The sequence below is a fragment of the Citrobacter sp. CK181 genome, from assembly GCF_030333595.1.
Lineage (GTDB): Bacteria > Pseudomonadota > Gammaproteobacteria > Enterobacterales > Enterobacteriaceae > Citrobacter_B > Citrobacter_B koseri.
Genome location: NZ_JAOWFN010000015.1, coordinates 524,729 through 546,353, shown reverse-complemented (window position 1 = coordinate 546,353; position 21,625 = coordinate 524,729). Strand labels below are relative to the sequence as shown.

The following is a 21,625-nucleotide window of genomic DNA, read 5'->3' as shown; positions in this document are numbered from 1 at the left end:
TGCAGTCGCAATATTATTCACTGGAGAGAGGGCTGAATGGCAACACTAACCACCACCCAAACGTCACCTTCGCTGCTTGGCGGCGTGGTGATCATCGGCGGCACCATTATTGGCGCGGGAATGTTCTCCCTGCCGGTGGTCATGTCCGGTGCGTGGTTCTTCTGGTCGATGGCGGCGTTGGTGTTTACCTGGTTCTGTATGCTGCATTCCGGGCTGATGATCCTCGAAGCCAACCTCAACTACCGGATTGGCTCCAGCTTTGACACCATCACCAAAGACCTGCTGGGTAAAGGCTGGAACGTGGTGAATGGGATCTCTATTGCCTTTGTGCTCTATATCCTGACCTACGCCTATATCTCGGCGAGCGGCTCGATTCTGCATCATACCTTTGCTGAAATGTCGCTGAACGTTCCGGCGCGGGCGGCAGGTTTTGCGTTTGCGTTGCTGGTGGCCTTTGTCGTCTGGTTGAGTACCAAAGCGGTTAGCCGGATGACGGCGATTGTGCTGGGCGCGAAAGTCATCACCTTCTTTCTGACCTTCGGCAGTCTGCTGGGGCACGTCACGCCGGCGACGCTGTTTAACGTGGCAGAAAGCAACGCGTCTTACACGCCGTACCTGCTGATGACACTGCCGTTTTGTCTGGCGTCGTTTGGTTATCACGGCAACGTGCCAAGCCTGATGAAGTATTACGGTAAAGATCCGCGTACCATCGTGAAATGCCTGGTGTACGGTACGCTGATGGCGCTGGTGCTGTATACCATCTGGCTGTTGGGTACGATGGGTAATATTCCGCGCCCGGCGTTTATCGGTATTGCGCAGCAGGGCGGTAATATTGATGTGCTGGTACAGGCGCTGAGCGGCGTACTGAACAGCCGCAGTCTGGATCTGCTGCTGGTGGTGTTCTCTAACTTTGCGGTGGCGAGTTCGTTCCTCGGCGTGACGCTCGGTCTGTTTGACTATCTGGCGGATCTGTTTGGTTTTGATGATTCGGCGCTGGGGCGCTTCAAAACTGCGCTGCTGACTTTCCTGCCGCCGGTGATTGGCGGTCTGCTGTGGCCGAACGGGTTCCTGTATGCTATTGGCTATGCGGGGCTGGCGGCAACCATCTGGGCCGCCATTGTTCCGGCTCTGCTGGCGCGAGCTTCACGCCAACGCTTCGGCAGCCCGAAATTCCGCGTCTGGGGCGGCAAGCCGATGATTGCGCTGATCCTGGTATTCGGTATCGGCAACGCGCTGGTGCATATTCTGTCGAGCGTGAACCTGCTACCTGTGTACCAGTAAGTTTGTTGTGCCGGATGGCGGCTACGCCTTATCCGGCCTGAACAATCTCGTAGGCCCGGTAAGCGAAGCGCCACCGGGCAAAACAACGCACTACCCCACCAACTCTTCTTTCACCTGCATCGCCAGGTCAAACGAATGCAGCCGCGCCTGATGATCGAAAATCTGCCCGTTGACCATAATCTCATCCGCCTGCGTTTCGCGCAGAATAGATTCCAGCCCGTGACGTACTTTGGCTTTATCGCCCACCAGCGACATGCTCAGTGCCTGTTGCACGCCATATTGCTCGGACGGCGACCAGAACTGATCCATATTTTGAATTGGCGCGGGTAGCTGTCCGGTCTCGCCGCGACGCAGTTTCACAAACGCCTGCTGCATAGAGGTAAACAGAAATTCCGCATCGCGATTGCTGTCAGCGGCGATGATATTGATGCACACCATCGCATACGGTTTTTCCAGCCGCGCGGACGGCTTGAACTGGGTGCGATAGAGATGCAGCGCCTGGAACAGCATATCGGGCGCGAAGTGGGAGGCGAAGGCGAACGGCAGACCACGCTGCGCCGCCAGCTGTGCACCGTACAGGCTGGAACCCAGCAGCCACACCGGTATCTTCTCGCCATAGCCCGGAACCGGGCGTACATGCGGATTGGGATCGCGCGCGTCGAACCAGTCCACCAGTTCAGCGACGTCGCGCGGGAAATTATCAATATCGCCGCTCATATGACGACGCAGCGCCATCATGGTGCGCTGATCGCTTCCCGGCGCGCGCCCCAGGCCCAGATCAATCCGTCCAGGATAGAGCGTATTCAGCGTACCGAACTGCTCGGCGATAACCAGCGGTGAGTGGTTGGGGAGCATCACCCCGCCAGAACCCAGATGCAGCGTGGTGGTATTGGCGGCCAGATAGCCAATCAGCACCGATGTCGCCGCGCTGGCGATACCGGTCATGTTGTGATGTTCCGCCAGCCAGTAGCGGTGATAGCCGCGCCGCTCTGCCAGACGGGCGAGATCCAGTGAGTGTGAGAAGGCCTCTTTCGCAGAGGAGCCTTCGGGGATCGGTGCCAGATCCAGCAGCGAGAATGGAATGGTTTTGTCAGTCATAACGGCTCACTTTGTCGTCGGTGAATCATTTAATACTGCATTAAAATTTGATTACCGTTGTTAACAAAGTGAGCGGTATAAGGCGGGGAGCAAACATCAACTGCCTGATGGCGCTTCGCTTATCAGGCCTACAAACGCATTGTAGCATTGTAGGCCGGATAAGGCATTTATGCCGCCATCCGGCAAGGTTCAGTCACACCTGTAGTTCCAGACCGGCCAGGCGTTTCCAGTAACCGTTGCAGTCGCTGTGCGCGGCCAGCGGCAACGGCGCGCTGCCGTTTTCATTGGCGCGGAAGGCGTCGAGCATGGCGAATGTCTCCGTACCCAGCGGGGAAAGGCGCACAATGTCGACCAGCCCCTGCATGGAGGTCAGCTCGTTGCCGAGGTTATAAACGTAGCCGCTCATGGTCTGAATACCGTTAAGCACGAACACCTGCTGATTCTCCTGCGACAACACGTTACGCCCGTTCGGGTACTTGATGCAGCAGGTTTCACACTCGTCTTTCGGGCGGTCTTCTGAACGCGCGGTAAAACAGCGGGCGGAGTACGCCAGCGGCAGATGACCGTAGCTCAGCACTTCCACTTCAAACTGATTGCGGATGCCGAGCTCATCGCACTGGTTCAGCAGATTCACCAGCCAGTCGCGGGAAAGCTCGACCGGCATGCACCAGCGCACCATGCCCTGTTTAAGCAGCAGACGCAGCGTTACCGCGTTATAGCAGTTAAGCGCATGACCGGCGACAAACGGCAACTTGCGCTCGGCGCACATATTCACGACGCCGAGATCGCTGGCCTCCAGCAGGAAGTCGCCGTTTTCCACATAGCGTTTTAGTTCGCCTAATTCAGAGGAGGCCTGTACCAGCGCCAGCGTGGAGAGCACGACCTGCTTGCCGCTTCCGGCAAGGGATTTCGCCATATCAAGCCAGTCGCCCACTTTGGTGGCGCGGCGTTTGCTGCATACCGCTTCGCCAAGGTAAATCACGTCGGCGCTGCTGGTGGCGGCCTGCTGATAAAATGCTTCCAGCGTCTCTTTCGGCCAATAGTAAAGCACCGGCCCTAAGGAATATTTCATTGCTTCTCTCACTGCCATTTACGGTGATACGCGCCAAGCGTGGTCTGAGTGCCTTCGGACATGGAGCCAAGCGTCTCCATCCAGGCGCTTTGCGGGACGAAGTTTTGCGGGTCGGCCATGCAGCGGTCGATCGCCTGACGCCACACTTTCGCCACCTGGCTGACATACGCCGGGCTGCGCTGACGCCCTTCAATTTTCACCGAGGCGATATTCGCCGCCAGCAGGTCAGGCAGCAGTTCCAGCGTGTTGAGGCTGGTAGGTTCTTCCAGCGCGTGGTAGCGCTCGCCATCAACCAGATAGCGACCTTTACACAGCGTTGGATAACCGGCGTTTTCACTGTCCTGATAGCGGTCGATGAGCACCTCGTTCAGGCGCGATTCCAGCCCCTGAGGGGTCTGTTGCCAGCGCACGAAGCGGGCCGGAGAGCAGGCGCCGACGGTATTGGGGGATTCACCCGTCAGATAAGAGGAGAGGTAGCAACGGCCTTCCGCCATAATACACAGGCTGCCGAAGGCGAAGACCTCCAGCGGCACGGGCGTGACGCGGGCGAGCTGTTTCACCTGATGAATGGAAAGCACGCGCGGCAGGACGACGCGCGCAATGTCAAAGTTGCGATGGTAGAAGTTAATTGCTTCTTCATTCGTTGCCGATGCCTGAACAGAGACATGGCGCTCAATATGCGGATAGCGTTCTGCTGCATACTCAAGCATAGCAAGGTCGGCCAGGATCAGCGCATCTGCGCCCAGTTGCGCCGCCATATCCACGGCACGCTGCCAGCGAACATATCCATCCGGGTGTGCAAACGTGTTAATCGCGATGTGCAGTTTACGGCGATGTTGATGGACGTAATTCACCGCTTCCTGCAACTTTTTCTCAGTAAAATTAAGACCGGCGAAGTGACGGGCGTTAGTATCATCTTTTAGCCCGATATAAACGGCATCAGCACCGTTCTCAATGGCCGCCTTAAGCGCCGGGAGATTTCCGGCAGGGCAGAGCAGCTCCATAATTATTCCTGAATGTTGCGCCGTCCAGGCCGCAAAATTGTTAACGAAGAGAGATTTTAGTTAACCTTGCTGCGACAATTTTTGATTTAAGGCAGTTAAAGGCGTATTGGTTACACCTATAACTGGGTAACAATTTCGTATCGAATTGTTGATTTACGCCGCTATGTCGTTTATCTGATATGGCAAAATAACGGGATTATTGAAACAGGGAGTAAAGCTCGTGTTGGATAAACTGCGTTCACGCTTAGTACATTTTGGCCCGTCTCTGATGAGTGTTCCGGTTAAACTGACGCCCTTTGCGCTGAAGCGCCAGGTTCTGGAACAGGTTCTGAGCTGGCAATTTCGTCAGGCGCTGGCAGATGGGGAGCTTGAGTTCCTCGAAGGCCGTTGGTTAAGTATTACAGTGCGTGATATTGACCTCAGATGGTACACCTCTGTTGAGAACGGCAAACTGATTGTCAGTCAGAACGCTGAGGCCGACGTGAGCTTTAGCGCCGATGCCAGCGACTTGTTGATGATTGCGGCGCGTAAGCAGGACCCTGATACGCTCTTCTTCCAGCGTCGTCTGGTCATTGAAGGCGATACAGAGTTAGGGCTGTATGTGAAAAACCTGATGGACGCCATCGAACTGGAGCAGATGCCGAAAGCGTTACGCATTATGCTGCTGCAACTGGCGGATTTTGTTGAGGCGGGTATGAAAACCTCGCCAGAAACCAAACAGACCTCGGTAGGTGAACCATGCTGATTCGAGTTGAAATTCCCATTGACGCGCCCGGTATCGACGCTTTGCTGCGCCGCACGTTCGAAAGCGATGCGGAAGCGAAGCTGGTGCATGACCTGCGCGAAGATGGCTTCCTGACGCTGGGTCTGGTCGCCACTGACGACGAAGGTCAGGTGGTTGGCTATGTGGCGTTTAGTCCGGTCGATGTACAGGGTGAAGACCTGCAATGGGTGGGAATGGCGCCGTTGGCGGTAGATGAAAACTACCGTGGACAAGGGCTTGCGCGCCAACTGGTCTACGAAGGACTGGATTCACTCAACGAGTTTGGCTATGCGGCGGTCGTCACGCTGGGCGAGCCGGCATTGTACAGCCGTTTCGGTTTTGAACTGGCGGCGCATTACGATCTTCATTGCCGCTGGCCGGGCACCGAAAGCGCTTTCCAGGTACACCGCCTGGCGGAAGATGCGCTGGACGGCGTGACGGGCCTGGTGGAATACCACGACCATTTCAATCGCTTTTAAGCGTTGGGGTTTGCAGGCTGGCCAGTAACGCCTCAAACCCTTCACCTTCTGTCACGAGGCGCTCCTTCTGGCGCTTTGTGAGTCTCTTGATGCGATACTCCATGCGCAGGGCAAGCGAGCGCTCGCCGACCCGCGCCGAAAACGCCAGGGTGAGTTCCCCTTTTCCGCGCAACGCTTTTGCGCCTTTACCACTTTGATGCTGCTTATAGCGGCGCGCCACATCGGTCGTAATCCCGGTGTAGAGGGCATTGTCTGCGGTGCGGATCAGATACAGATACCAGGGTGTCATCATGACCATTAGCGTGTTAATTTTCAGATGCCCAGTATAAGAGAGAATAACGATGGAAACACTCACCGCGATAAGCCGCTGGCTGGCAAAGCAGCATGTGGTCACCTGGTGCGTTCAGCATGAGGGCGAACTCTGGTGCGCAAACGCGTTTTATCTGTTTGATGCGCAAAAGGTCGCGTTTTATGTACTCACGGAAGAGAAAACGCGCCATGCGCAGATGTCCGGCTCGCGCGCGCCCGTTGCCGGAACGGTCAACGGTCAGCCGAAAACGGTGGCGCGGATTCGCGGAATACAGTTTAAAGGGGAGATCCGCAAGCTTGAGGGAGAGGAAAGCGATGCGGCGCGTCAGGCCTATCTCCGCCGCTTTCCTGTCGCCAGAATGCTGCCTGCGCCAGTATGGGAAATCCGCCTGGATGAAATCAAATTCACTGACAACACGTTGGGATTTGGCAAAAAAATGCACTGGCTACGCAGCCCGATCCGTAGCCTATAGTTAGATTAATGGTTGAGGTTATGGAGCGCGCGATGACTCAGGTGTTAATTACAGGGGCGACGGGGCTGGTGGGAGGACACCTCCTGCGGATGTTGCTTAATGAACCCAGGATTCATTCGATAGCCGCGCCCACACGCCGCCCTCTGGCAGATATGGTCGGCGTTTATAATCCTCACGATCCTCAACTGACCGATGCGCTGGCGCAGGTGACCGATCCGGTGGACATTGTTTTTTGCTGTCTGGGAACGACTCGCCGCGAGGCCGGAAGCAAAGAGGCGTTTATTCATGCGGATTATACGCTGGTGGTGGATACCGCGCTGACGGGGCGGCGGCTGGGCGCCCGACATATGCTGGTCGTGAGCGCAATGGGCGCAAATGCGCGATCGCCGTTTTTCTATAACCGGGTCAAAGGTGAAATGGAAGAGGCGTTAATCGCCCAGCAATGGCCGCGCCTGACGATTGCGCGTCCCTCCATGTTGCTTGGCGACAGAGCTAAACACCGGATGAATGAAACGCTGTTTGCGCCGCTGTTCCGGCTGCTGCCGGGAAACTGGAAATCCATCGACGCCAGAGATGTGGCGCGTGCGATGCTGGAGGAGGCTCTGGCACCGGAGCAAGAAGGCGTTACCATCCTGACCTCATCCCGGTTGCGGGAAAGGGCGTTATAGCATCTGTTCACTGCCGGATGGTGGCTAACGCTTTATCCGACATGGGATTTCGTGGCGTTCTCCAGGCCCGATAAGCGCGAGCGACACCGGGCATTTTGCCCCCATCCGATAAAAAACGACGTTTCCAAACATTTCCCAAAGGCGTAGTATTCACGGGCTTAATTATCTCAATAACTTCCTGGGGAATGCTATGGCTGGTCAGTCTTCATCTCAGGCGGTGACGCCATTTCAATGGTGGAAACCCGCACTCTTCTTTCTCGTCGTTATCGTTGGCCTCTGGTATGTGAAATGGCAGCCTTATTACGGTAAAGCCTTCACGGCTGCGGAAACGCACAGTATCGGTAAATCTATTCTGGCGCAGGCGGATGCGAACCCGTGGCGAGCGGCCTGGGACTACGCGATGATCTATTTTATCGCGGTCTGGAAGGCGGCGGTGCTGGGGGTGATCCTCGGTTCGCTGATTCAGGTGTTGATCCCGCGCGACTGGCTGCTGCGTACGCTGGGGCAGTCACGTTTTCGCGGCACGCTGTTTGGCACCCTGTTCTCGCTGCCAGGCATGATGTGTACCTGTTGCGCCGCGCCGGTAGCGGCGGGAATGCGTCGCCAGCAGGTTTCTATGGGCGGCGCGCTGGCGTTCTGGATGGGTAATCCGTTACTGAATCCGGCAACGCTGGTGTTTATGGGCTTTGTGCTCGGCTGGCATTTTGCGGCTATTCGTCTGGTTGCCGGGCTGGCGATGGTGCTGGTGGTGGCGACGCTGGTGCAGAAATGGGTGAAAGAGTCGCCGCAGGTAGACATTCCTCAGGAGATCGCCGTATCTGAACCGCAGGGCGGATTCTTTGCTCGCTGGGGAAAGGCATTGTGGTCGCTATTCTGGAGTACGATCCCGGTTTATATCCTGGCGGTACTGGTATTAGGCGCGGCGCGTGTCTGGCTGTTCCCACATGCCGATGGCGCAGTTGATAATACGCTGATGTGGGTTATTGCGATGGCCGTCGCGGGATGCCTGTTTGTGATCCCTACCGCCGCAGAGATTCCGATTGTACAAACGATGATGCTGGCAGGAATGGGAACCGCGCCTGCTCTGGCGCTGCTGATGACCTTGCCGGCGGTGAGTCTGCCGTCGCTGATTATGCTGCGTAAAGCCTTCCCGGCAAAAGCGTTGTGGCTTACAGGCGTACTGGTGGCGATTTCTGGGGTGATAGTGGGAAGTATTGCGCTGGTGTGAAGTGGAAATGCCGGGGGCGCTTCGCTTGCCCGGCCTACGTAAGTGCTTCTCTGTAGGGTAGGCCGGATAAGGCGTTAGCCGCCATCCGGCGCAATGCCCGGTGACGCTGGCGCTTACCGGGCCTACAAATGGTACTTCCCGTAGGCCGGATAAGGCGCAGCCGCCATCCGGCTAAAACGGCGGGTTATTTGATAAACGTAAAGGCGGTGGTGACGCGTTTCACACCGCTGACCCGGCTGGCGATGTCCGCAGCGGCTTTTGATTCACGCTCGGTGACCAGACCCAACAGGAAAACCTCGCCATTTTCGGTCGTCACTTTTACGTTGGACGATTTCACCTGATCGCTGGTCAACAGCTGCGAACGCACTTTGGTGGTGATCCAGGTATCGTTCGAAGCCGTCCCAAGACCAATCGGCTGGCCCTGACGGATTTCGTTATACACTTCCGTCGCCCCATCGACACCCATCGCAATCTGTTTTGCCCGCGAGGAGAGTTCGCTATTCGGCGACTGACCCACCAGTAATACCTTGCCCTGATACGCCGTTACGTTGATGCGCGCTTCTTTCTTGATTTGTTCGTCTTTCGACAGCGCGCTGTTTACGCGCAGCTCCAGGGTTCCGTCATCCACCTGGGTGCCAACGCTACGTGGATCGGTTGCGGCTTTCGTACCCACAGCGGCGGTTCCAACCACCGCGGCAGCGACGCAACCTTGCAACAGCAACGCAGAAATAAGGACTGCGAGTGGCGAAAATGCCTTCATATGTACTCCTTAATCATCCTGGTGAGGGAAAAGCGTGTTGTCGATCAAATCGCACAAGCAGTTTACCGTCAGCATATGCATTTCCTGAATGCGCGCGCTGTGGTGCGAGGGAATACGGATTTCAACATCCTGCGGCCCTAATAACCCGGCCAGCTCGCCCCCGTCATAGCCTGTCAACGCCACAATGGTCATATCCCGAGTGACGGCGGCCTCAACGGCCTTAACGATATCGCGACTGTTGCCACGCGTAGAAATCGCCAATAAAACATCACCGGCATGGCCCAGCGCACGGACCTGTTTTGCATAGATTTCATCATGCAGGCGATCGTTGGCAATCGCTGTTAAGACCACATTATCGGTATTAAGTGCAATGGCGGGTAAACTGGGACGTTCTGTTTCAAAACGGTTGATCATGCTGGCAGCAAAATGCTGTGCGTTGGCGGCGGAAGTACCATTACCACAACAGAGAATTTTGTTGCCGTTGAGCAGGGAGTGAACCAGCGTCATGGCGGCACGGGAAATTGCATCCGGGAGAGCTTCTGCCGCAGCAATTTGCGTTTGAATGCTTTCTGTAAAGCAGACTTTAATTCTATCGAGCACGCTAATCCTTAAATCTTCAATTATGAGCGGTCGTTAAAGGCATCCTTAAACCACTCAACATCATTTCCGGTGAAGGCTAACACATCGAACCGGCAATCCACAGTATCAAAACTCCCATTGTGGCGAGCAAGCCACAAGCGGGCGGTCTGTAATAATTTGTGTTGTTTGCTCCAGGTCACACTGGCGGCCGCGCCGCCAAACTGTGCCGAGCGGCGATAACGAACCTCAACAAAGACCGTGGTTTTTCCGTCACGCATTATCAGATCGATTTCGCCGCCGCGCTCACGCACGTTGGCGGCAACAAAACGCAGTCCCTTGCTCTCCAGCCAGCGGCGTGCGGCGGCTTCCCACACGTCGCCGGTCTGTTTACTCGTTAACTGGCGGGGACGATTTGCCCTTGCTGGTATTTGAGCCATGATAACTTCCTGTTAATCACGCAATCCTGTGTGGCGGTTAACGCCCCGGTATTACCGTTAATTTCAAAACCCGGCACCTGGCGCATCTGCGAGAAGTGGTTCGCCAGCGACCACGCGTCTACGCCCATCGCGTACATACGGGCAAGGGAGTAGTCGTTGCGTACGGCGCCGAGCGCCTGCTGCATTAACGGCATGTTGCTACCGGCCAGCATTGGGATCTCGCTGTACTGCAAGCCTTCCATCTCCAGACGGAAGTCGGGGCCGGAAGTGCCCTGCGCGCTGCGCGAGCTGGCGTACAGCGTTGCGCCGCTTTGGCTGCCGTTACGCATGGCGATCATGGGTTTAATGAACCCGATCTCTTCCGGCGTCGCCAGAATGTAGACCGCGTCAACGCGACCGCCGCCGCCAGTGATTTGCGCGTCTGTCGGCGGTGCTGGAATCGTCAGACCACCAATGGTGACGCCCGGCTGTGAGGGCTGGCTGGCGGCGACAGGGCTGCCCGTCAGGGCAATGCCGGAGCCGCCGTTGACGCCCATTCTCAGTTCAGCGGTAGAACCGAATTTCTGCTGCAACACCGTGCCGCCGCCCAGCTTCTGCCACTCCTGAGCGAAAGCGTTCGCCACGCGATCGCCCAGCCCGCTGCGTGGAATCAACAACAACGGATTTTGTTTGCCCTGGTCGTGAATATGATGCGCCGCGTCGCGGGCTTCATCTTCAGGTGAGAGGGCAAAGTAGCAAATATTGGCGTGGTTCTGCACCTTTTCAGGCTGATTAAGCGCCAGGACATTCAGCGGCGTATTGCTTTTGATCAGCTCTTCAACGTTATTTTTCAGCAGCGGGCCGACAACAATGCTGGCGCCGTCCTGCTGAACCTGCGTGAGGATCTGATCCAGCGGTTGAGAGGTGGTGTCGTAGATTTTCAGTTCAGCGGAAGGGTTGGCTGGCGCGCTCGCCGTGGCGGTCTGCGCCGGGGCGCTTACCGGTTGTTCGACAGGCTGCGTTTGTTCGTCGCCGGTTAAATCGTTCACCGCCGCCTGGGAAGGGCTGGCGACGCCGTCAGCGGCTTGCGGCTGGGCAGGTTCTGCCGGCGCTGTCGGTTCCGCGACAGGCGCAGTGGCAGGCTGCGCGTCCACCGGTTGCGTCCCCAGATTTTTCGCCGCTTCAAAACCTTGCTGAATGGTGCGGCCAAAAATGGCGGCCTGGCCGTTCAGCGGCAGCAGCAGGGCGATTTTGCTGGTGGAAGCCGGTTTAAAGCTTTGCACATTGACCAGTTGCGTGGGCAGCAGTTTAGCCCCTGGATTTTGCGGGTAGCGTTTTTGCCAGTCAGCAATCCCGGCTTTCATCATGTCCGGGTCGTTACGGTTATCGAACCAGACACGCTGTAAATCCAGCCAGCCTTGCAGGACGTTTTCATCGGCGTTAATGACCAGCGCCTGAGCCTGTTCCTGGGTCATAGAGGAGAGCGCTTGCCAGGTGGCGTCCATGTTCTTCTGCTTGTCTTTTGCAGACAGCAGCGGCTCCTGGGCGATTAACGCGCGCAGCAGTGAAAGAGAAGGGCGGCCCTGGCTGGCATCAATTTTCGCCTGCCAGTAACGCGCCTGTTGGTTCTGATCCAAATCAGCCGGAGTGAGTTTTTCCAGCAGCGCCTGCGCGCCGGCGATATCTTTCTGCGCCAGTTTGATCTCAACCGCCAGCAGCGACTGTTCGCGACGCTGCGCATCGTTCAGGTTTTGCGGAAACTGGTTGAATAATTCGATGGCGTGCTGGCTTTTGCCTTCTTTCAGCAGTGCACGAATGGCGAGTAATTGCCAGTTGGTCTTGCTATCATCTGAACTTTGCTGCATTTGTTGCAGATAAAAGCCGGAATCAGCTTGTGCCGTGCCCTGCATATGGGCAGCACTTTGATCCGGCGCCTGGGTGCCACAGCCCGCGAAAATCAATGCTGCCAGAATGACAGGCAGCGCGCGCGCGGCTTTCAAACGAGAAAATGTTGAGGGTACCATACTGTATCCAGTGATATTTTTTACGCAATGCTCAATATTAAATCGGCAATACGGACGACACAATGAAACAAAACGAATCGGCGGATAATTCTCAGGGCCAACTCTATATTGTACCTACTCCTATCGGGAATTTGGCTGATATTACCCAACGAGCGCTCGAAGTTTTGCAAGCCGTTGATTTAATTGCCGCTGAAGACACTCGTCATACCGGACTATTGTTACAACACTTCGCGATTAACGCCCGTTTGTTCGCTTTACATGACCACAATGAGCAGCAAAAAGCCGAGACGCTGGTGGCGAAGCTGAAAGAGGGGCAGAACATTGCGCTGGTTTCTGATGCCGGAACGCCATTGATCAATGACCCGGGTTACCATCTGGTGCGCACCTGCCGTGAAGCCGGCATCCGTGTGGTTCCGTTGCCGGGGCCGTGTGCCGCGATTGCCGCGCTGAGCGCCGCCGGGTTGCCGTCCGATCGTTTTTGCTATGAAGGTTTTCTGCCCGCGAAATCGAAAGGCCGCCGTGATGCGCTGAAAGCGATTGAAGCAGAACCACGGACGCTGATTTTTTATGAATCCACACACCGCTTGCTGGACAGCCTGGAAGATATGGTCGCCGTGTGGGGAGAATCTCGCTACGTGGTGCTGGCGCGTGAGCTGACCAAAACCTGGGAGACCATTTACGGCGCGCCGGTCGGCGAACTGCTGGCATGGGTGAAAGAGGACGAAAACCGCCGCAAGGGGGAAATGGTACTGATTGTCGAAGGGCACAAAGCCCAGGACGATGCGCTTCCCGCCGACGCGCTGCGAACGCTGGCGTTGTTACAGGCGGAACTACCGCTGAAAAAGGCCGCCGCTCTTGCCGCCGAAATCCACGGCGTGAAAAAGAACGCGCTGTATAAGTATGCGCTGGAGCAGCAGGGGGAGTAAGTGTGAAAGTCGGGCGGCCGCCATTTACTGCCCTGGCTGGCCGCATCAGAGGGAAAACAGTGTTACCCGGTGGGGATAACACTGTTTTTACAGGGATTAGTAATGTTTCAGCATTCTGTCGATGGCGTGTTCCAGCCAATAGCGTTGGGTGCCGAAGTTAATCCGTAAATAGTTTTCACCGTTTTGCACGTAGTGGCTGCCATCTTCGATCACCACTCCTGCCTGTTGAGCAAAGTGCTGTGTCAGTTGCGTTGCGCTGCGCTCATCCGCACTCACGTCAATCCATGCGAGATATGACGATTCCGGCGTCATCATTTTCCAGTCGGGAAAGTGGGTCTTAATGGCGTTAGCCAGATATACGGCGTTGCCGCGCAGATATCCATTCAGCGCATCCAGCCATGCAAGCCCCTGCTGATAGGCAAGAATGATTCCCCAGACACCGAAGATATTCGGCGAGGTGATGGAGTTCTTCTCAAGCTGCTGGCGAAAACGCTGCCTCAGCGTCTCATTCGGGATGATGGAATAAGAGGTTTTCAGCCCGCCTAAGTTGAAAGCTTTGTTGGGCGAGGTCAGGACAATAACGTTATCCAGTGCGGCGCACCCCGATGACAAGCAACTGACGAACTTACCATCAAGAATGTGCTCGGCATGGACTTCGTCAACGACCAGGATCACGCCATAGCGTTTGCATAAATCAGAGACCAGACGGATCTCATCCGCACGCCAGATCCTTCCTGAAGGGTTGTGCGGCGAACAGAAGAACCATAGTTTTGGACGATGCGTTTTAAGCTGGTCTTCGATCAATTCAACATCAAGATGATAGCGGTTCTCTTCCACGCGGAGCGGACTGGCGAGAACATGCACATTCTGCCGCTGCGCCGCCATCGCAAAAGGGTCATAGACCGGCGTATTCATCATCACGCTATCGCCCGGTTGGCAGAATGCCTGAACCGTGTAGTGCAGTGTAGAAACGGTGCCGTAGGTCAGCGTGATCCAGTCACGCTGAACATTTACCTGATGGCGCTCATGCTGGAAGGTAATGACCGCGTCATAAAACGCATCGAAACAGTAGGTGTAGCCAAATGTTCCGTGCTGGACGATACGCTGGAAGCCGTCAATCACCGCAGGAGGTGAGGTGAAATCCATGTCCGCAATCCATAGCGGAATAAAGTCTTTTGGTACGGCGCCAAACCGCGAGCAGACAAACGGATGATCCCACTTGCGGCATTTATCACTTTGACGCTCGATGGTACTGTCGAAATCGAACATTCCAGACTCCTGTTAGATTAAGGCTTCAATGCCTGTTTTCACGCTTTGCACCTGTGGCCCAATAATGACCTGAACGCTATGCGCATCCAGTACAACGACGGAGAGCGCCCCGGCGTTTTTTAATGTTTGTTGATCCACTTTGGACATATCTTTCACCACCAGGCGTAAACGGGTAATACAGTTATCCAGAGAATCGATATTTTCTTTCCCACCCAGCGCATTCAAAATAACACCGTGATCATATTTTGATTTGCCGCGTGCTTTGGTATTTGCTGCAACAGCCTGGGCTGCATCATCTGAAGAGTCCTCACGGCCAGGTGTTTTAATATCATGCTTAAGAATGTACCAGCGGAAAACAAAGAAGTAGATCCCAAACCAAACGATACCAACCGGGAATAATAAATACCATTTCGTTGATGTTCCTTGCATCACGCCGAAAATTAACAAATCCAGAATGCCGCCGTCCGTATTACCAATGGTGACACCAAGAATTGCCATGACCATCAAAGCCAACCCAGACATTACAATATGGAAGGCATACAGCGCTGGGGCAATAAAGAGGAATAAAAATTCAATGGGCTCGGAGATACCAGTGATAACCGAAACTAAAACACCGGAAAGTAACAGTCCTTTAATCACCGGGCGGTTTTCGGGTTTGGCCGTTCTGTAGATAGCATATGCTACGGCAGGCAAACCAAAAATAAATGTCGGCATAAAGCCCTGAGATAAGAAGGCCGTTACATGTGGGCTGAAGGGAAGGCCAGCTTTCAGCTCGGCATAAAAAATATTGAGCGCCCCGGCGACTTCATGGCCGTTAACGAACTCCGTTCCGCCAGCCGGGGTGAAACGCACCATAGCTAACAGGATATGATGAAGGCCGAAAGGCTTGAGCAGCAGCACGCCTATACCGTATAAGAATGGGCCAAATACGCTGGTGCTCTGAATGATATGCCCGATACCGGCAATACCCATCGCGACGTAGGTCCAGAGTAATGGAATCGCTAACCCCACCAGAGACATTGTCAGCGAGGTGATAATAGGGACGAAACGAATGCCGCTAAAGAAAGCGAAAGCGTCATGCAAGACGGTATCCTGGAAACGCTCGTGCAGGAAATAGGTGATAACGCCAGCGATGATGCCGCCCAGCACGCCCATCTCTAATGTCTGAATGCCTAATACGATGGATTGCCCGACCTGTTTCATTGTCGCGGCATCCGCAATCTGGTGTGTCGCGGTCAGGTAATAATTGATACTCATATTCATCAGCATATAGCCGACAAAACCTGAAAAAGCGCCAACGGCTTTATTCCGTTTAGCCATTCCCATTGGAATAGCAATAGCAAACATGACAGGTAAATAAGTAAAAGCAAATCCACCTACCATTGCAATAAAACCAAAAGTTAATTGGGTAAGTTCTCCTCCCAAGAATGGAAAGCTTTTTATTGTCGACGGACTGGTAATTGAACTGCCTACCCCTAATAATAACCCCATAAATGCAAGCAGCGATACGGGGAACATAAATGTTTTACCCAGGCTTTGAAAGAATTCCCATAACCTCGATTTAAAGGACTTTTCCTGTGTCATGTAGAGTACTCCATGATTTTCATCAGTATAATATGAAGGTCATGAGGAATTAATCATGACCTTTTGAAATTGCGAAGTAAGTTGTTTTTATATGTTTATTGATTCAATTCGAAAACAAAGATTAACAATGCGAAGGTTGCAGTAACTTTTTGTAGGATCCGCAAACCGTTATTTTACTTCTGACGACGTCTTTCATCGCATCCATGCCCACGCGCATGTAATAACGCGGATCGTTGCCATCAGGGTTTTCACTGAACCATTTTTTAACCGCTGCGGCGAAAGCGATTTTCAACTCCGTTGCAACGTTCACTTTGCATATGCCGAGTTCAATGGCCCGTCTCACCAGCTCATCAGGTACATCGCTTGCGCCGTGCAGCACCAGTGGGATATCAACCACTTCGCGAATCTCAGCCAGACGCTGGAAATCGATTTTAGGACGTTTGGTGTAAAGGCCGTGTGCAGTACCGATTGCCACAGCGAGGCTGTCGACACCGGTGAGTTCGACAAAACGTTTGGCTTCCTGCGGATCGGTCAGGAAGGCGCTTTCCGCATCGACGCTCATGTCGTCTTCCACGCCGCCCAGACGTCCCAGTTCAGCTTCCACGCTGCAATCGCGCGCGTGACAGAAATCCACCACCGATTTCACCAGCTTCACGTTTTCTTCAAACGGGAAGTGGCTACCGTCGATCATGGCGCTGCGTACGCCTGCATTGACCTTGCGGCGGATATCTTCCAGCGACTCATGGTGATCGAGATGCAGCGCCAGCGGTATGTCATAGCTGTTGGAGTAAGCGCTGCATAGCGCATAGATCTCTTCCAGCGCAATGTGCTTAAAGGTGCCTGGCGTCCCGGCGAGGATCACGGGGGATTGCATTTCACTGCAAACTTCGAGGATCGCCTGGATCGTTTCGGCGTTATGGATGTTGAATGCAGGGACAGCGTAACCTTTCGTCTGGGCATCTTGCAGGAGGTACTTGGTGGAAATAATGCTCATGATGCGATCCTCTTAGGCATTCCAGGGATGGATAACAACACCTTGCACCACACGGTTAACCGTGCCGCTGGCGGATGGGGTGTCCGGGGTGTTTCCGACGCTGATGGATTGCGTGAGTGCGAACACCTGCGCGTAGATCAGGAAGCAGAAAGCCAGTTCTGTATCAATAAAAGCGCGCGATGGCGGCAGCAGGATATGTGGGCCTGCGTCGATGACAGGATCGCTTTCAGCGGCGATTGCGACGACGCGCAGTGCCTGTTGATCGCGTCGCAGTTCCGCTAACAGATCGAGATCGTACTGACGGGTGTAGGGATGGCTGGAGATAAACACCACGACCAGCGTTTCGTTATCAACCAGCGATTTCGGGCCGTGACGGAAACCCGTCGGCGAGTCGTAAAATGCAGCCAGCTTACCGGCTGTCAGCTCCAGAACTTTGAGCGCAGATTCACGCGCAGCGCCCTGTAACCCGCCGCTACCGAGGTAAACGATCCGTTTCCAGGGCTCATTGCCAAAAACGCCTTTGCTGAAATCACCGAGCGAGGCGAGGATCGTCTGGCAGCGATCCGCAACATCGCGGAAGGTCTGGTTGTTGATCGTATCGGGTGCGAACACCGCCAGACAGCTCGCCATCATGGTGGTGATGCTGCTGGTCATCGCAAAGCCGCGATCGTGCGTTTCAGCAGGCATCAACAATGCGAAGGCGTTATCGCTGTCGACGGCATTTTGATACAGATTTCCGGCTTCATTGCAGGTGATCGAAAGGTGATAGCACTCAGGCACAAACTGATTTGCCAGCTCAACGGCGGCAACGCTTTCCGGGCTGTTGCCGGAGCGGGCGAAGGAGACCAGCAGTAACGGATGTGCGGGCGTCAGGTAATCCATTGGATTTGTGACGAGGTCAGTGGTGGGTACGGCCGTGATGTTTTTCCCGGTGTGGCGTGAAAGCCAGGGGGCGATGATATCGCCGATAAACGCGGAAGTGCCTGCGCCGGTCAGTATGATCCGCAGATCGTTTTTGCACAGCAATGGCGTCAGGAAACGATCAATGGCCGATCGAATACTGCTGATGTTATTGAGTGAGCGGATCCAACTGGCCGGTTGTTGACGGATCTCTTCTTCCGTCCAGGTGCCGGTAACGGAGGTGCGAGTTTCTGGCATAACATAGTCCTTAGTCTTGTGAACTCCACTCAGCCGTTGGTATTGTGCCTTTGACTTTCGTTTCGTTTCACTTGTTTTGCTGTTCAGTTAAATAAAATCTATAGAAAAGAAATCGAAAGTTCAATGATGCAAAATGAAATAAAACGAAAAATGTGATCGATGAAACGAAGGGCGTAGTTATCTCATTGATATATAACGTGTTGGCTTTAACTTTACGTTATCTAAGGATTTCCTTAGCGAAAGAAAAAGAAAGGCCTCATGACGTTACGTCTAAGGCCAATATGACAGAGAATGAAAGGTCTACAAGGCGAAGGGCTGCCCCTGAATCCAGACACGCTGGAGATGCAGGCCATTGTCCAGCGCGATGAGGCTGGCGCATTTGCCTGGCTCGATCGATCCCAACTGGCGATCGATGCCAAGCAGGCGGGCAGGATGCAGTGAGGCCATATGGATAGCTTCTTCTGGCGTCGCGCCAGCGTGTTTGACCATATTTCGCACGGCGGTATCAATCGAGAGCGTACTGCCCGCCAGCCCACCGGACGCGGTGCGTACAATGCCGCCACGCATTTCGACGTCGTAGCCGCAAATATCATATTGCCCGTCAGGCATACCTGCTGCGCGCATCGCATCGGTGATTAATACAACCCGCGTTTTCGCGTAGCCACAGCACAGACGCAGTGCCGCAGGATGGACATGATGCCCGTCGGCGATAAGCTCCAGCCACGCACGCGTATCGGTTAACCCGGCGCCCACCATTCCAGGTTCCCGATGGTGTAATCCGCTCATACCGTTAAAACAATGCACCAGCCCGTCTGCACCGGCATCAAATGCGGCGCAGGTCTGTTCGTACGTTGCCGCGCTATGGCCTAACATGACGCGTACGCCGCGTTGTTTGAGATGTTGAATCGCTTGCAGTGCGCCAGGTTTTTCCGGCGCCAGCGCGACGATGCGCAAGGTGTTCTGTGAGACGGCTATCAGGTCGTCCAGCTCGGCAAGATCCAATTCACGAAACAGTTCAGGCGGATGAGCCCCTTTGTTCTGCGGCGTGAACCAGGGGCCTTCCAGATAACTACCCAGCACCTGCGCGCCGGGGCCGCCGGACTGACAGCGTCGGGCAATACGTTCCAGCGCATTGCGGATAGCATCCAACGGTGCAGTGACCGTCGTGGGAAGCCAACCGCCCACGCCTTCGCGCGCTTTATGCAACGCCAGTTTATCGAGCGTCTCCGGCGCGTCGTCCATGACATCCAGACCTACGCCACCGTGAACATGCGTATCAATATATGCCGGGCACAGTAGCTCTGCATCACGCACTGTGATTCCTGGGGGAACGGGCTCTATTGCCGCAATAACGCCTTTCTCAATACGGAGTTGGTGATCATCAAGCCAGCCCTGCTCGGTCAACACGCGTCGGGCGCGCAGCAACTGGCTCATATCCCTTCCTCTATGGCGTTTTCTTCGCGACAGCGCCCCAGCTCATCCACCAGACTGGTCAGGCCGCGATGCCCGCACTCCAGCGCCTGCTGGCGAAAGGCTTCGCTGGTTAATCCTTCGCGTTCCAGCACCATCTCCAGAAGGAGCTGTAAATTCGTGCCGGTGATCACTTCCCGTCCCGGTTTCTGTAACGCCAGTGTTGATGCCACCCGAAAAGGCGTACCGCCCAACAGGTCAGTCAGAAACACGATATCCTCCCGGTCGTCCAGTTCATCAACGGCCTGCTCAAGCTGTGAGGTGAGCAGCGCGGTCGTTGATGCTTCCGGGAAGTCGATGGCGATAAATTGCGACTGCTCGCCAAGGATCTGCTTCATCGCTTTTTCCATCCCGCTGGCAAATCCGCCGTGCCCCGTCAAAATAATGCCTAACATCTCAAACCTCTTTGTCTTTACAGGAAGTGACAGAATTTACCGACTACACCCAGAACGACGGTGATACCAATAAGGCGTAGCGGGCTCCAGCCGCGGCGTACCAGCCAGAACATGGTCAAGGTATAGACCAGCGGTAAAAACGCGGGCATGAGCTTATCGATAACATCGGCCTGTAATTTAACAACCGCATCACCGGCCTTGATTTCAAGCGTGGTGTTCAGACGAACATAGGTTGCCACCAGCGCGCCAATCACCGTCATCCCAACGATAGACGCCGCATGACCCACTTTCCGGGTGTTCGCTTTGATAAGCGGAATGGCCGCGACCCCCATCCGATAAGCATAGTGCGCCAGGCCAAAACGCAGGCCGAGGTGAACCACGTTGAACAGAACAATAAAGACGACGGCGCCGAGGATAGAACCTTGCAGTGCGAGACTGGCTCCAATACCGCCGCAAATGGGCAGCAATGTCAGCCAGAACATCGCATCGCCAATTCCGCCGAGCGGGGCGCCAACGGCAATTTTGGTACTCTGAATGCTGTTCACATCCTGCTTGGAGCGCTCCATCGCGAGGATAATGCCGATCACAAACGTCACCAGAAATGGATGGGTGTTGAAGAAACCCATATGGCCTTTCATGGCACGCGCCAGATCGCGTTTGTTGGTATGGATCTTTTTCAGGGCGGGCAGTAAACCGTACAGCCAGCCAGATGCCTGCATACGCTCGTAGTTAAAGGAAGCCTGCAACAACATGGAACGCCAGGCCACGCGGTTGATATCCTTTTTCGTCAGTTCAGTGCCGATACTTTGGTCTTCATAGACGTTTTCGTTTACGCCGGACAGCAGCGTCTCGTCAGTGTCGGAGACGTTTGGTAGCGTGGTTTGATTAGATGCCATCTTCGAATTCCTCTTTCTGTGCCGCAGGTTGAGTCGGTTCAGGAGATTTACGCAGCAGGTCGATCAATGCCATTGCGAGGGCCGCAGCGGCGATGGCCAGCACCGGAAGTTTGAGCCAGGCCGCGGCAACGAAACCGATGATGAAATAGGGAATATAGACATTTTTCATCATGATTTTCAGCAGTACGGCGAAACCGATAGCAGGCATAATGCCGCCTGCGACGCCAAGCCCGTCAATCAGACGTTCCGGTAGCACATCAATGGCGGTTTTCGCATGTTCCGCCCCAAAGTAAATCGGCAGGAAGGCGCAGAGGAAGTAGAAGATGCCTAACGCCAGCAGCGCCAGATAGTTGACTCGTTCAATGCCGTGGGTGTCAGCGTTAGCCGCCATACGGTCGCATCGGGACATTACGCCAGACATCACTGAGAACAGGAAGGTAATCCCCATTTGTACGGCGACGGCAAACGGTACGGCGACACCCACGGCGACATCGGGTTTCACGCCGGTCGTAATCGCAAACGTCGTTCCCACGATCGTGCCGATAATCACGTTTGGCGGCTGTGCGCCAGCTAAAGGTGCCAGGCCCATCCACACCAGTTCCAGCGTACCACCCGTCAAAATACCGGTATGCAGATCGCCCAGAATCAGGCCGACCAGCGGCCCAAGCACCACCGGACGGTGCATATGCGTTAACCCGTTGAACATATCCAGGCCTGCGATAAAGGCGAGAATACCCAACGCAAAAGCCTGCAACAGACTGATTTCCATTGTGAATCCC

23 protein-coding genes are annotated in these 21,625 nt (G+C 54.9%); 7 read left to right on the top strand and 16 right to left on the bottom strand.

Features of this window, described 5'->3' with window-relative positions; genetic code table 11:
* The first annotated feature begins 36 nt into the window (after positions 1 to 36).
* Positions 37 to 1,281 carry a tryptophan permease gene (gene mtr / locus OGW17_RS19850; protein WP_047461011.1) on the top strand — a complete coding sequence of 415 codons (1,245 nt, stop codon included), beginning with the start codon at positions 37 to 39 and terminating at the stop codon, positions 1,279 to 1,281.
* A gap of 90 nt (positions 1,282 to 1,371) precedes the next feature.
* Here mtr and OGW17_RS19845 read toward each other — a convergent pair whose 3' ends face one another.
* From OGW17_RS19845 to ubiU, 3 genes are all read right to left on the bottom strand, one after another.
* Positions 1,372 to 2,379, bottom strand: a complete 1,008-nt coding sequence (locus OGW17_RS19845; protein WP_047461014.1) for a luciferase-like monooxygenase — start codon at positions 2,377 to 2,379, stop codon at positions 1,372 to 1,374.
* Positions 2,380 to 2,572: 193 nt separating this feature from the next.
* Complete coding sequence (locus tag OGW17_RS19840; protein WP_058668150.1) at positions 2,573 to 3,451, bottom strand: U32 family peptidase; 879 nt, start codon at positions 3,449 to 3,451, stop codon at positions 2,573 to 2,575.
* 8 nt (positions 3,452 to 3,459) lie between these two features.
* Entirely contained in the window at positions 3,460 to 4,455 is a 996-nt protein-coding gene (ubiU, locus tag OGW17_RS19835) for a ubiquinone anaerobic biosynthesis protein UbiU (RefSeq protein ID WP_071257754.1), read from the bottom strand.
* A 220-nt stretch (positions 4,456 to 4,675) separates the two neighbouring features.
* Between ubiU and ubiT the strand changes: the two genes are divergently transcribed.
* A complete protein-coding gene (ubiT, locus tag OGW17_RS19830; protein ID WP_071257756.1) occupies positions 4,676 to 5,200 on the top strand; it encodes a ubiquinone anaerobic biosynthesis accessory factor UbiT in 525 nt (174 codons plus the stop codon).
* The gene (locus tag OGW17_RS19825) at positions 5,194 to 5,697 is read left to right on the top strand and encodes a GNAT family N-acetyltransferase (protein ID WP_012135286.1); all 504 of its coding nucleotides are present in this window, start codon (positions 5,194 to 5,196) and stop codon (positions 5,695 to 5,697) included. The genes ubiT and OGW17_RS19825 overlap by 7 nt, the downstream gene beginning before the upstream one ends.
* Here OGW17_RS19825 and OGW17_RS19820 read toward each other — a convergent pair.
* The gene (locus OGW17_RS19820) at positions 5,684 to 5,986 is read right to left on the bottom strand and encodes a GIY-YIG nuclease family protein (protein ID WP_058669124.1); all 303 of its coding nucleotides are present in this window, start codon (positions 5,984 to 5,986) and stop codon (positions 5,684 to 5,686) included. The genes OGW17_RS19825 and OGW17_RS19820 overlap by 14 nt on opposite strands.
* 52 nt (positions 5,987 to 6,038) lie before the next feature.
* Here OGW17_RS19820 and OGW17_RS19815 point away from each other — a divergent pair, with 52 nt between their 5' ends.
* From OGW17_RS19815 to OGW17_RS19805, 3 genes are all read left to right on the top strand, one after another.
* Positions 6,039 to 6,479: a YhbP family protein gene (locus tag OGW17_RS19815; protein WP_071257758.1), complete on the top strand. Its 441-nt coding sequence runs from the start codon at positions 6,039 to 6,041 to the stop codon at positions 6,477 to 6,479.
* A gap of 32 nt (positions 6,480 to 6,511) precedes the next feature.
* Positions 6,512 to 7,147 (top strand): NAD(P)H-binding protein, encoded by a 636-nt coding sequence (locus OGW17_RS19810; RefSeq protein WP_058668149.1) that lies wholly within the window; start codon positions 6,512 to 6,514, stop codon positions 7,145 to 7,147.
* A 190-nt stretch (positions 7,148 to 7,337) separates the two neighbouring features.
* Positions 7,338 to 8,375 (top strand): permease, encoded by a 1,038-nt coding sequence (locus tag OGW17_RS19805; protein WP_071257761.1) that lies wholly within the window; start codon positions 7,338 to 7,340, stop codon positions 8,373 to 8,375.
* Positions 8,376 to 8,559: 184 nt separating this feature from the next.
* Here OGW17_RS19805 and dolP read toward each other — a convergent pair whose 3' ends face one another.
* From dolP to OGW17_RS19785, 4 genes are read right to left on the bottom strand one after another with little or no spacing between them, the layout of a single operon-like run.
* The gene (dolP, locus tag OGW17_RS19800; protein ID WP_012135280.1) at positions 8,560 to 9,135 is read right to left on the bottom strand and encodes a division/outer membrane stress-associated lipid-binding lipoprotein; all 576 of its coding nucleotides are present in this window, start codon (positions 9,133 to 9,135) and stop codon (positions 8,560 to 8,562) included.
* 9 nt (positions 9,136 to 9,144) lie between these two features.
* A complete protein-coding gene (gene diaA / locus OGW17_RS19795) occupies positions 9,145 to 9,735 on the bottom strand; it encodes a DnaA initiator-associating protein DiaA (RefSeq protein ID WP_012135279.1) in 591 nt (196 codons plus the stop codon).
* A 20-nt stretch (positions 9,736 to 9,755) separates the two neighbouring features.
* Positions 9,756 to 10,151 carry a YraN family protein gene (locus OGW17_RS19790; protein ID WP_047461029.1) on the bottom strand — a complete coding sequence of 132 codons (396 nt, stop codon included), beginning with the start codon at positions 10,149 to 10,151 and terminating at the stop codon, positions 9,756 to 9,758.
* Positions 10,109 to 12,154 (bottom strand): penicillin-binding protein activator, encoded by a 2,046-nt coding sequence (locus OGW17_RS19785; protein WP_071257765.1) that lies wholly within the window; start codon positions 12,152 to 12,154, stop codon positions 10,109 to 10,111. The genes OGW17_RS19790 and OGW17_RS19785 overlap by 43 nt, the downstream gene beginning before the upstream one ends.
* A 62-nt stretch (positions 12,155 to 12,216) precedes the next feature.
* Between OGW17_RS19785 and rsmI the strand changes: the two genes are divergently transcribed.
* Positions 12,217 to 13,080 (top strand): 16S rRNA (cytidine(1402)-2'-O)-methyltransferase, encoded by an 864-nt coding sequence (rsmI, locus tag OGW17_RS19780; RefSeq protein WP_047461036.1) that lies wholly within the window; start codon positions 12,217 to 12,219, stop codon positions 13,078 to 13,080.
* 96 nt (positions 13,081 to 13,176) lie between these two features.
* Here the strand turns inward: rsmI and OGW17_RS19775 are convergent, their stop codons facing one another.
* From OGW17_RS19775 to agaW, 8 genes are all read right to left on the bottom strand, one after another.
* Entirely contained in the window at positions 13,177 to 14,349 is a 1,173-nt protein-coding gene (locus tag OGW17_RS19775) for a MalY/PatB family protein (RefSeq protein ID WP_012135275.1), read from the bottom strand.
* Positions 14,350 to 14,361: 12 nt separating this feature from the next.
* Positions 14,362 to 15,933 (bottom strand): maltose/glucose-specific PTS transporter subunit IIBC, encoded by a 1,572-nt coding sequence (gene malX, locus OGW17_RS19770; RefSeq protein WP_049008855.1) that lies wholly within the window; start codon positions 15,931 to 15,933, stop codon positions 14,362 to 14,364.
* A 121-nt stretch (positions 15,934 to 16,054) separates the two neighbouring features.
* Positions 16,055 to 16,927: a tagatose-bisphosphate aldolase subunit KbaY gene (gene kbaY / locus OGW17_RS19765; RefSeq protein ID WP_049008854.1), complete on the bottom strand. Its 873-nt coding sequence runs from the start codon at positions 16,925 to 16,927 to the stop codon at positions 16,055 to 16,057.
* 12 nt (positions 16,928 to 16,939) lie between these two features.
* Entirely contained in the window at positions 16,940 to 18,085 is a 1,146-nt protein-coding gene (locus OGW17_RS19760) for an AgaS family sugar isomerase (RefSeq protein ID WP_071257767.1), read from the bottom strand.
* 300 nt (positions 18,086 to 18,385) lie between these two features.
* Positions 18,386 to 19,519, bottom strand: a complete 1,134-nt coding sequence (gene nagA, locus OGW17_RS19755) for an N-acetylglucosamine-6-phosphate deacetylase (protein WP_114647212.1) — start codon at positions 19,517 to 19,519, stop codon at positions 18,386 to 18,388.
* Complete coding sequence (gene agaF / locus OGW17_RS19750) at positions 19,516 to 19,950, bottom strand: PTS galactosamine/N-acetylgalactosamine transporter subunit IIA (protein ID WP_049008851.1); 435 nt, start codon at positions 19,948 to 19,950, stop codon at positions 19,516 to 19,518. The genes nagA and agaF overlap by 4 nt, the downstream gene beginning before the upstream one ends.
* Before the next feature lie 17 nt (positions 19,951 to 19,967).
* Positions 19,968 to 20,846: a PTS N-acetylgalactosamine transporter subunit IID gene (agaE, locus tag OGW17_RS19745; RefSeq protein WP_012135269.1), complete on the bottom strand. Its 879-nt coding sequence runs from the start codon at positions 20,844 to 20,846 to the stop codon at positions 19,968 to 19,970.
* Positions 20,836 to 21,615, bottom strand: a complete 780-nt coding sequence (gene agaW / locus OGW17_RS19740; RefSeq protein WP_012135268.1) for a PTS N-acetylgalactosamine transporter subunit IIC — start codon at positions 21,613 to 21,615, stop codon at positions 20,836 to 20,838. The genes agaE and agaW overlap by 11 nt, the downstream gene beginning before the upstream one ends.
* Positions 21,616 to 21,625: the final 10 nt, after the last annotated feature.

Bases quoted from the DNA above. Each gene is read 5' to 3' on its own strand.
- mtr (WP_047461011.1), top strand. From the start codon at position 37: ATGGCAACACTAACCACCACCCAAACGTCACCTTCGCTGCTTGGCGGC.
- OGW17_RS19845 (WP_047461014.1), bottom strand. From the start codon at position 2,379: ATGACTGACAAAACCATTCCATTCTCGCTGCTGGATCTGGCACCGATC.
- OGW17_RS19840 (WP_058668150.1), bottom strand. From the start codon at position 3,451: ATGAAATATTCCTTAGGGCCGGTGCTTTACTATTGGCCGAAAGAGACG.
- ubiU (WP_071257754.1), bottom strand. From the start codon at position 4,455: ATGGAGCTGCTCTGCCCTGCCGGAAATCTCCCGGCGCTTAAGGCGGCC.
- OGW17_RS19825 (WP_012135286.1), top strand. From the start codon at position 5,194: ATGCTGATTCGAGTTGAAATTCCCATTGACGCGCCCGGTATCGACGCT.
- OGW17_RS19820 (WP_058669124.1), bottom strand. From the start codon at position 5,986: ATGACACCCTGGTATCTGTATCTGATCCGCACCGCAGACAATGCCCTC.
- OGW17_RS19815 (WP_071257758.1), top strand. From the start codon at position 6,039: ATGGAAACACTCACCGCGATAAGCCGCTGGCTGGCAAAGCAGCATGTG.
- OGW17_RS19810 (WP_058668149.1), top strand. From the start codon at position 6,512: ATGACTCAGGTGTTAATTACAGGGGCGACGGGGCTGGTGGGAGGACAC.
- OGW17_RS19805 (WP_071257761.1), top strand. From the start codon at position 7,338: ATGGCTGGTCAGTCTTCATCTCAGGCGGTGACGCCATTTCAATGGTGG.
- dolP (WP_012135280.1), bottom strand. From the start codon at position 9,135: ATGAAGGCATTTTCGCCACTCGCAGTCCTTATTTCTGCGTTGCTGTTG.
- OGW17_RS19790 (WP_047461029.1), bottom strand. From the start codon at position 10,151: ATGGCTCAAATACCAGCAAGGGCAAATCGTCCCCGCCAGTTAACGAGT.
- OGW17_RS19785 (WP_071257765.1), bottom strand. From the start codon at position 12,154: ATGGTACCCTCAACATTTTCTCGTTTGAAAGCCGCGCGCGCGCTGCCT.
- rsmI (WP_047461036.1), top strand. From the start codon at position 12,217: ATGAAACAAAACGAATCGGCGGATAATTCTCAGGGCCAACTCTATATT.
- OGW17_RS19775 (WP_012135275.1), bottom strand. From the start codon at position 14,349: ATGTTCGATTTCGACAGTACCATCGAGCGTCAAAGTGATAAATGCCGC.
- malX (WP_049008855.1), bottom strand. From the start codon at position 15,933: ATGACACAGGAAAAGTCCTTTAAATCGAGGTTATGGGAATTCTTTCAA.
- kbaY (WP_049008854.1), bottom strand. From the start codon at position 16,927: ATGAGCATTATTTCCACCAAGTACCTCCTGCAAGATGCCCAGACGAAA.
- OGW17_RS19760 (WP_071257767.1), bottom strand. From the start codon at position 18,085: ATGCCAGAAACTCGCACCTCCGTTACCGGCACCTGGACGGAAGAAGAG.
- nagA (WP_114647212.1), bottom strand. From the start codon at position 19,519: ATGAGCCAGTTGCTGCGCGCCCGACGCGTGTTGACCGAGCAGGGCTGG.
- agaF (WP_049008851.1), bottom strand. From the start codon at position 19,950: ATGTTAGGCATTATTTTGACGGGGCACGGCGGATTTGCCAGCGGGATG.
- agaE (WP_012135269.1), bottom strand. From the start codon at position 20,846: ATGGCATCTAATCAAACCACGCTACCAAACGTCTCCGACACTGACGAG.
- agaW (WP_012135268.1), bottom strand. From the start codon at position 21,615: ATGGAAATCAGTCTGTTGCAGGCTTTTGCGTTGGGTATTCTCGCCTTT.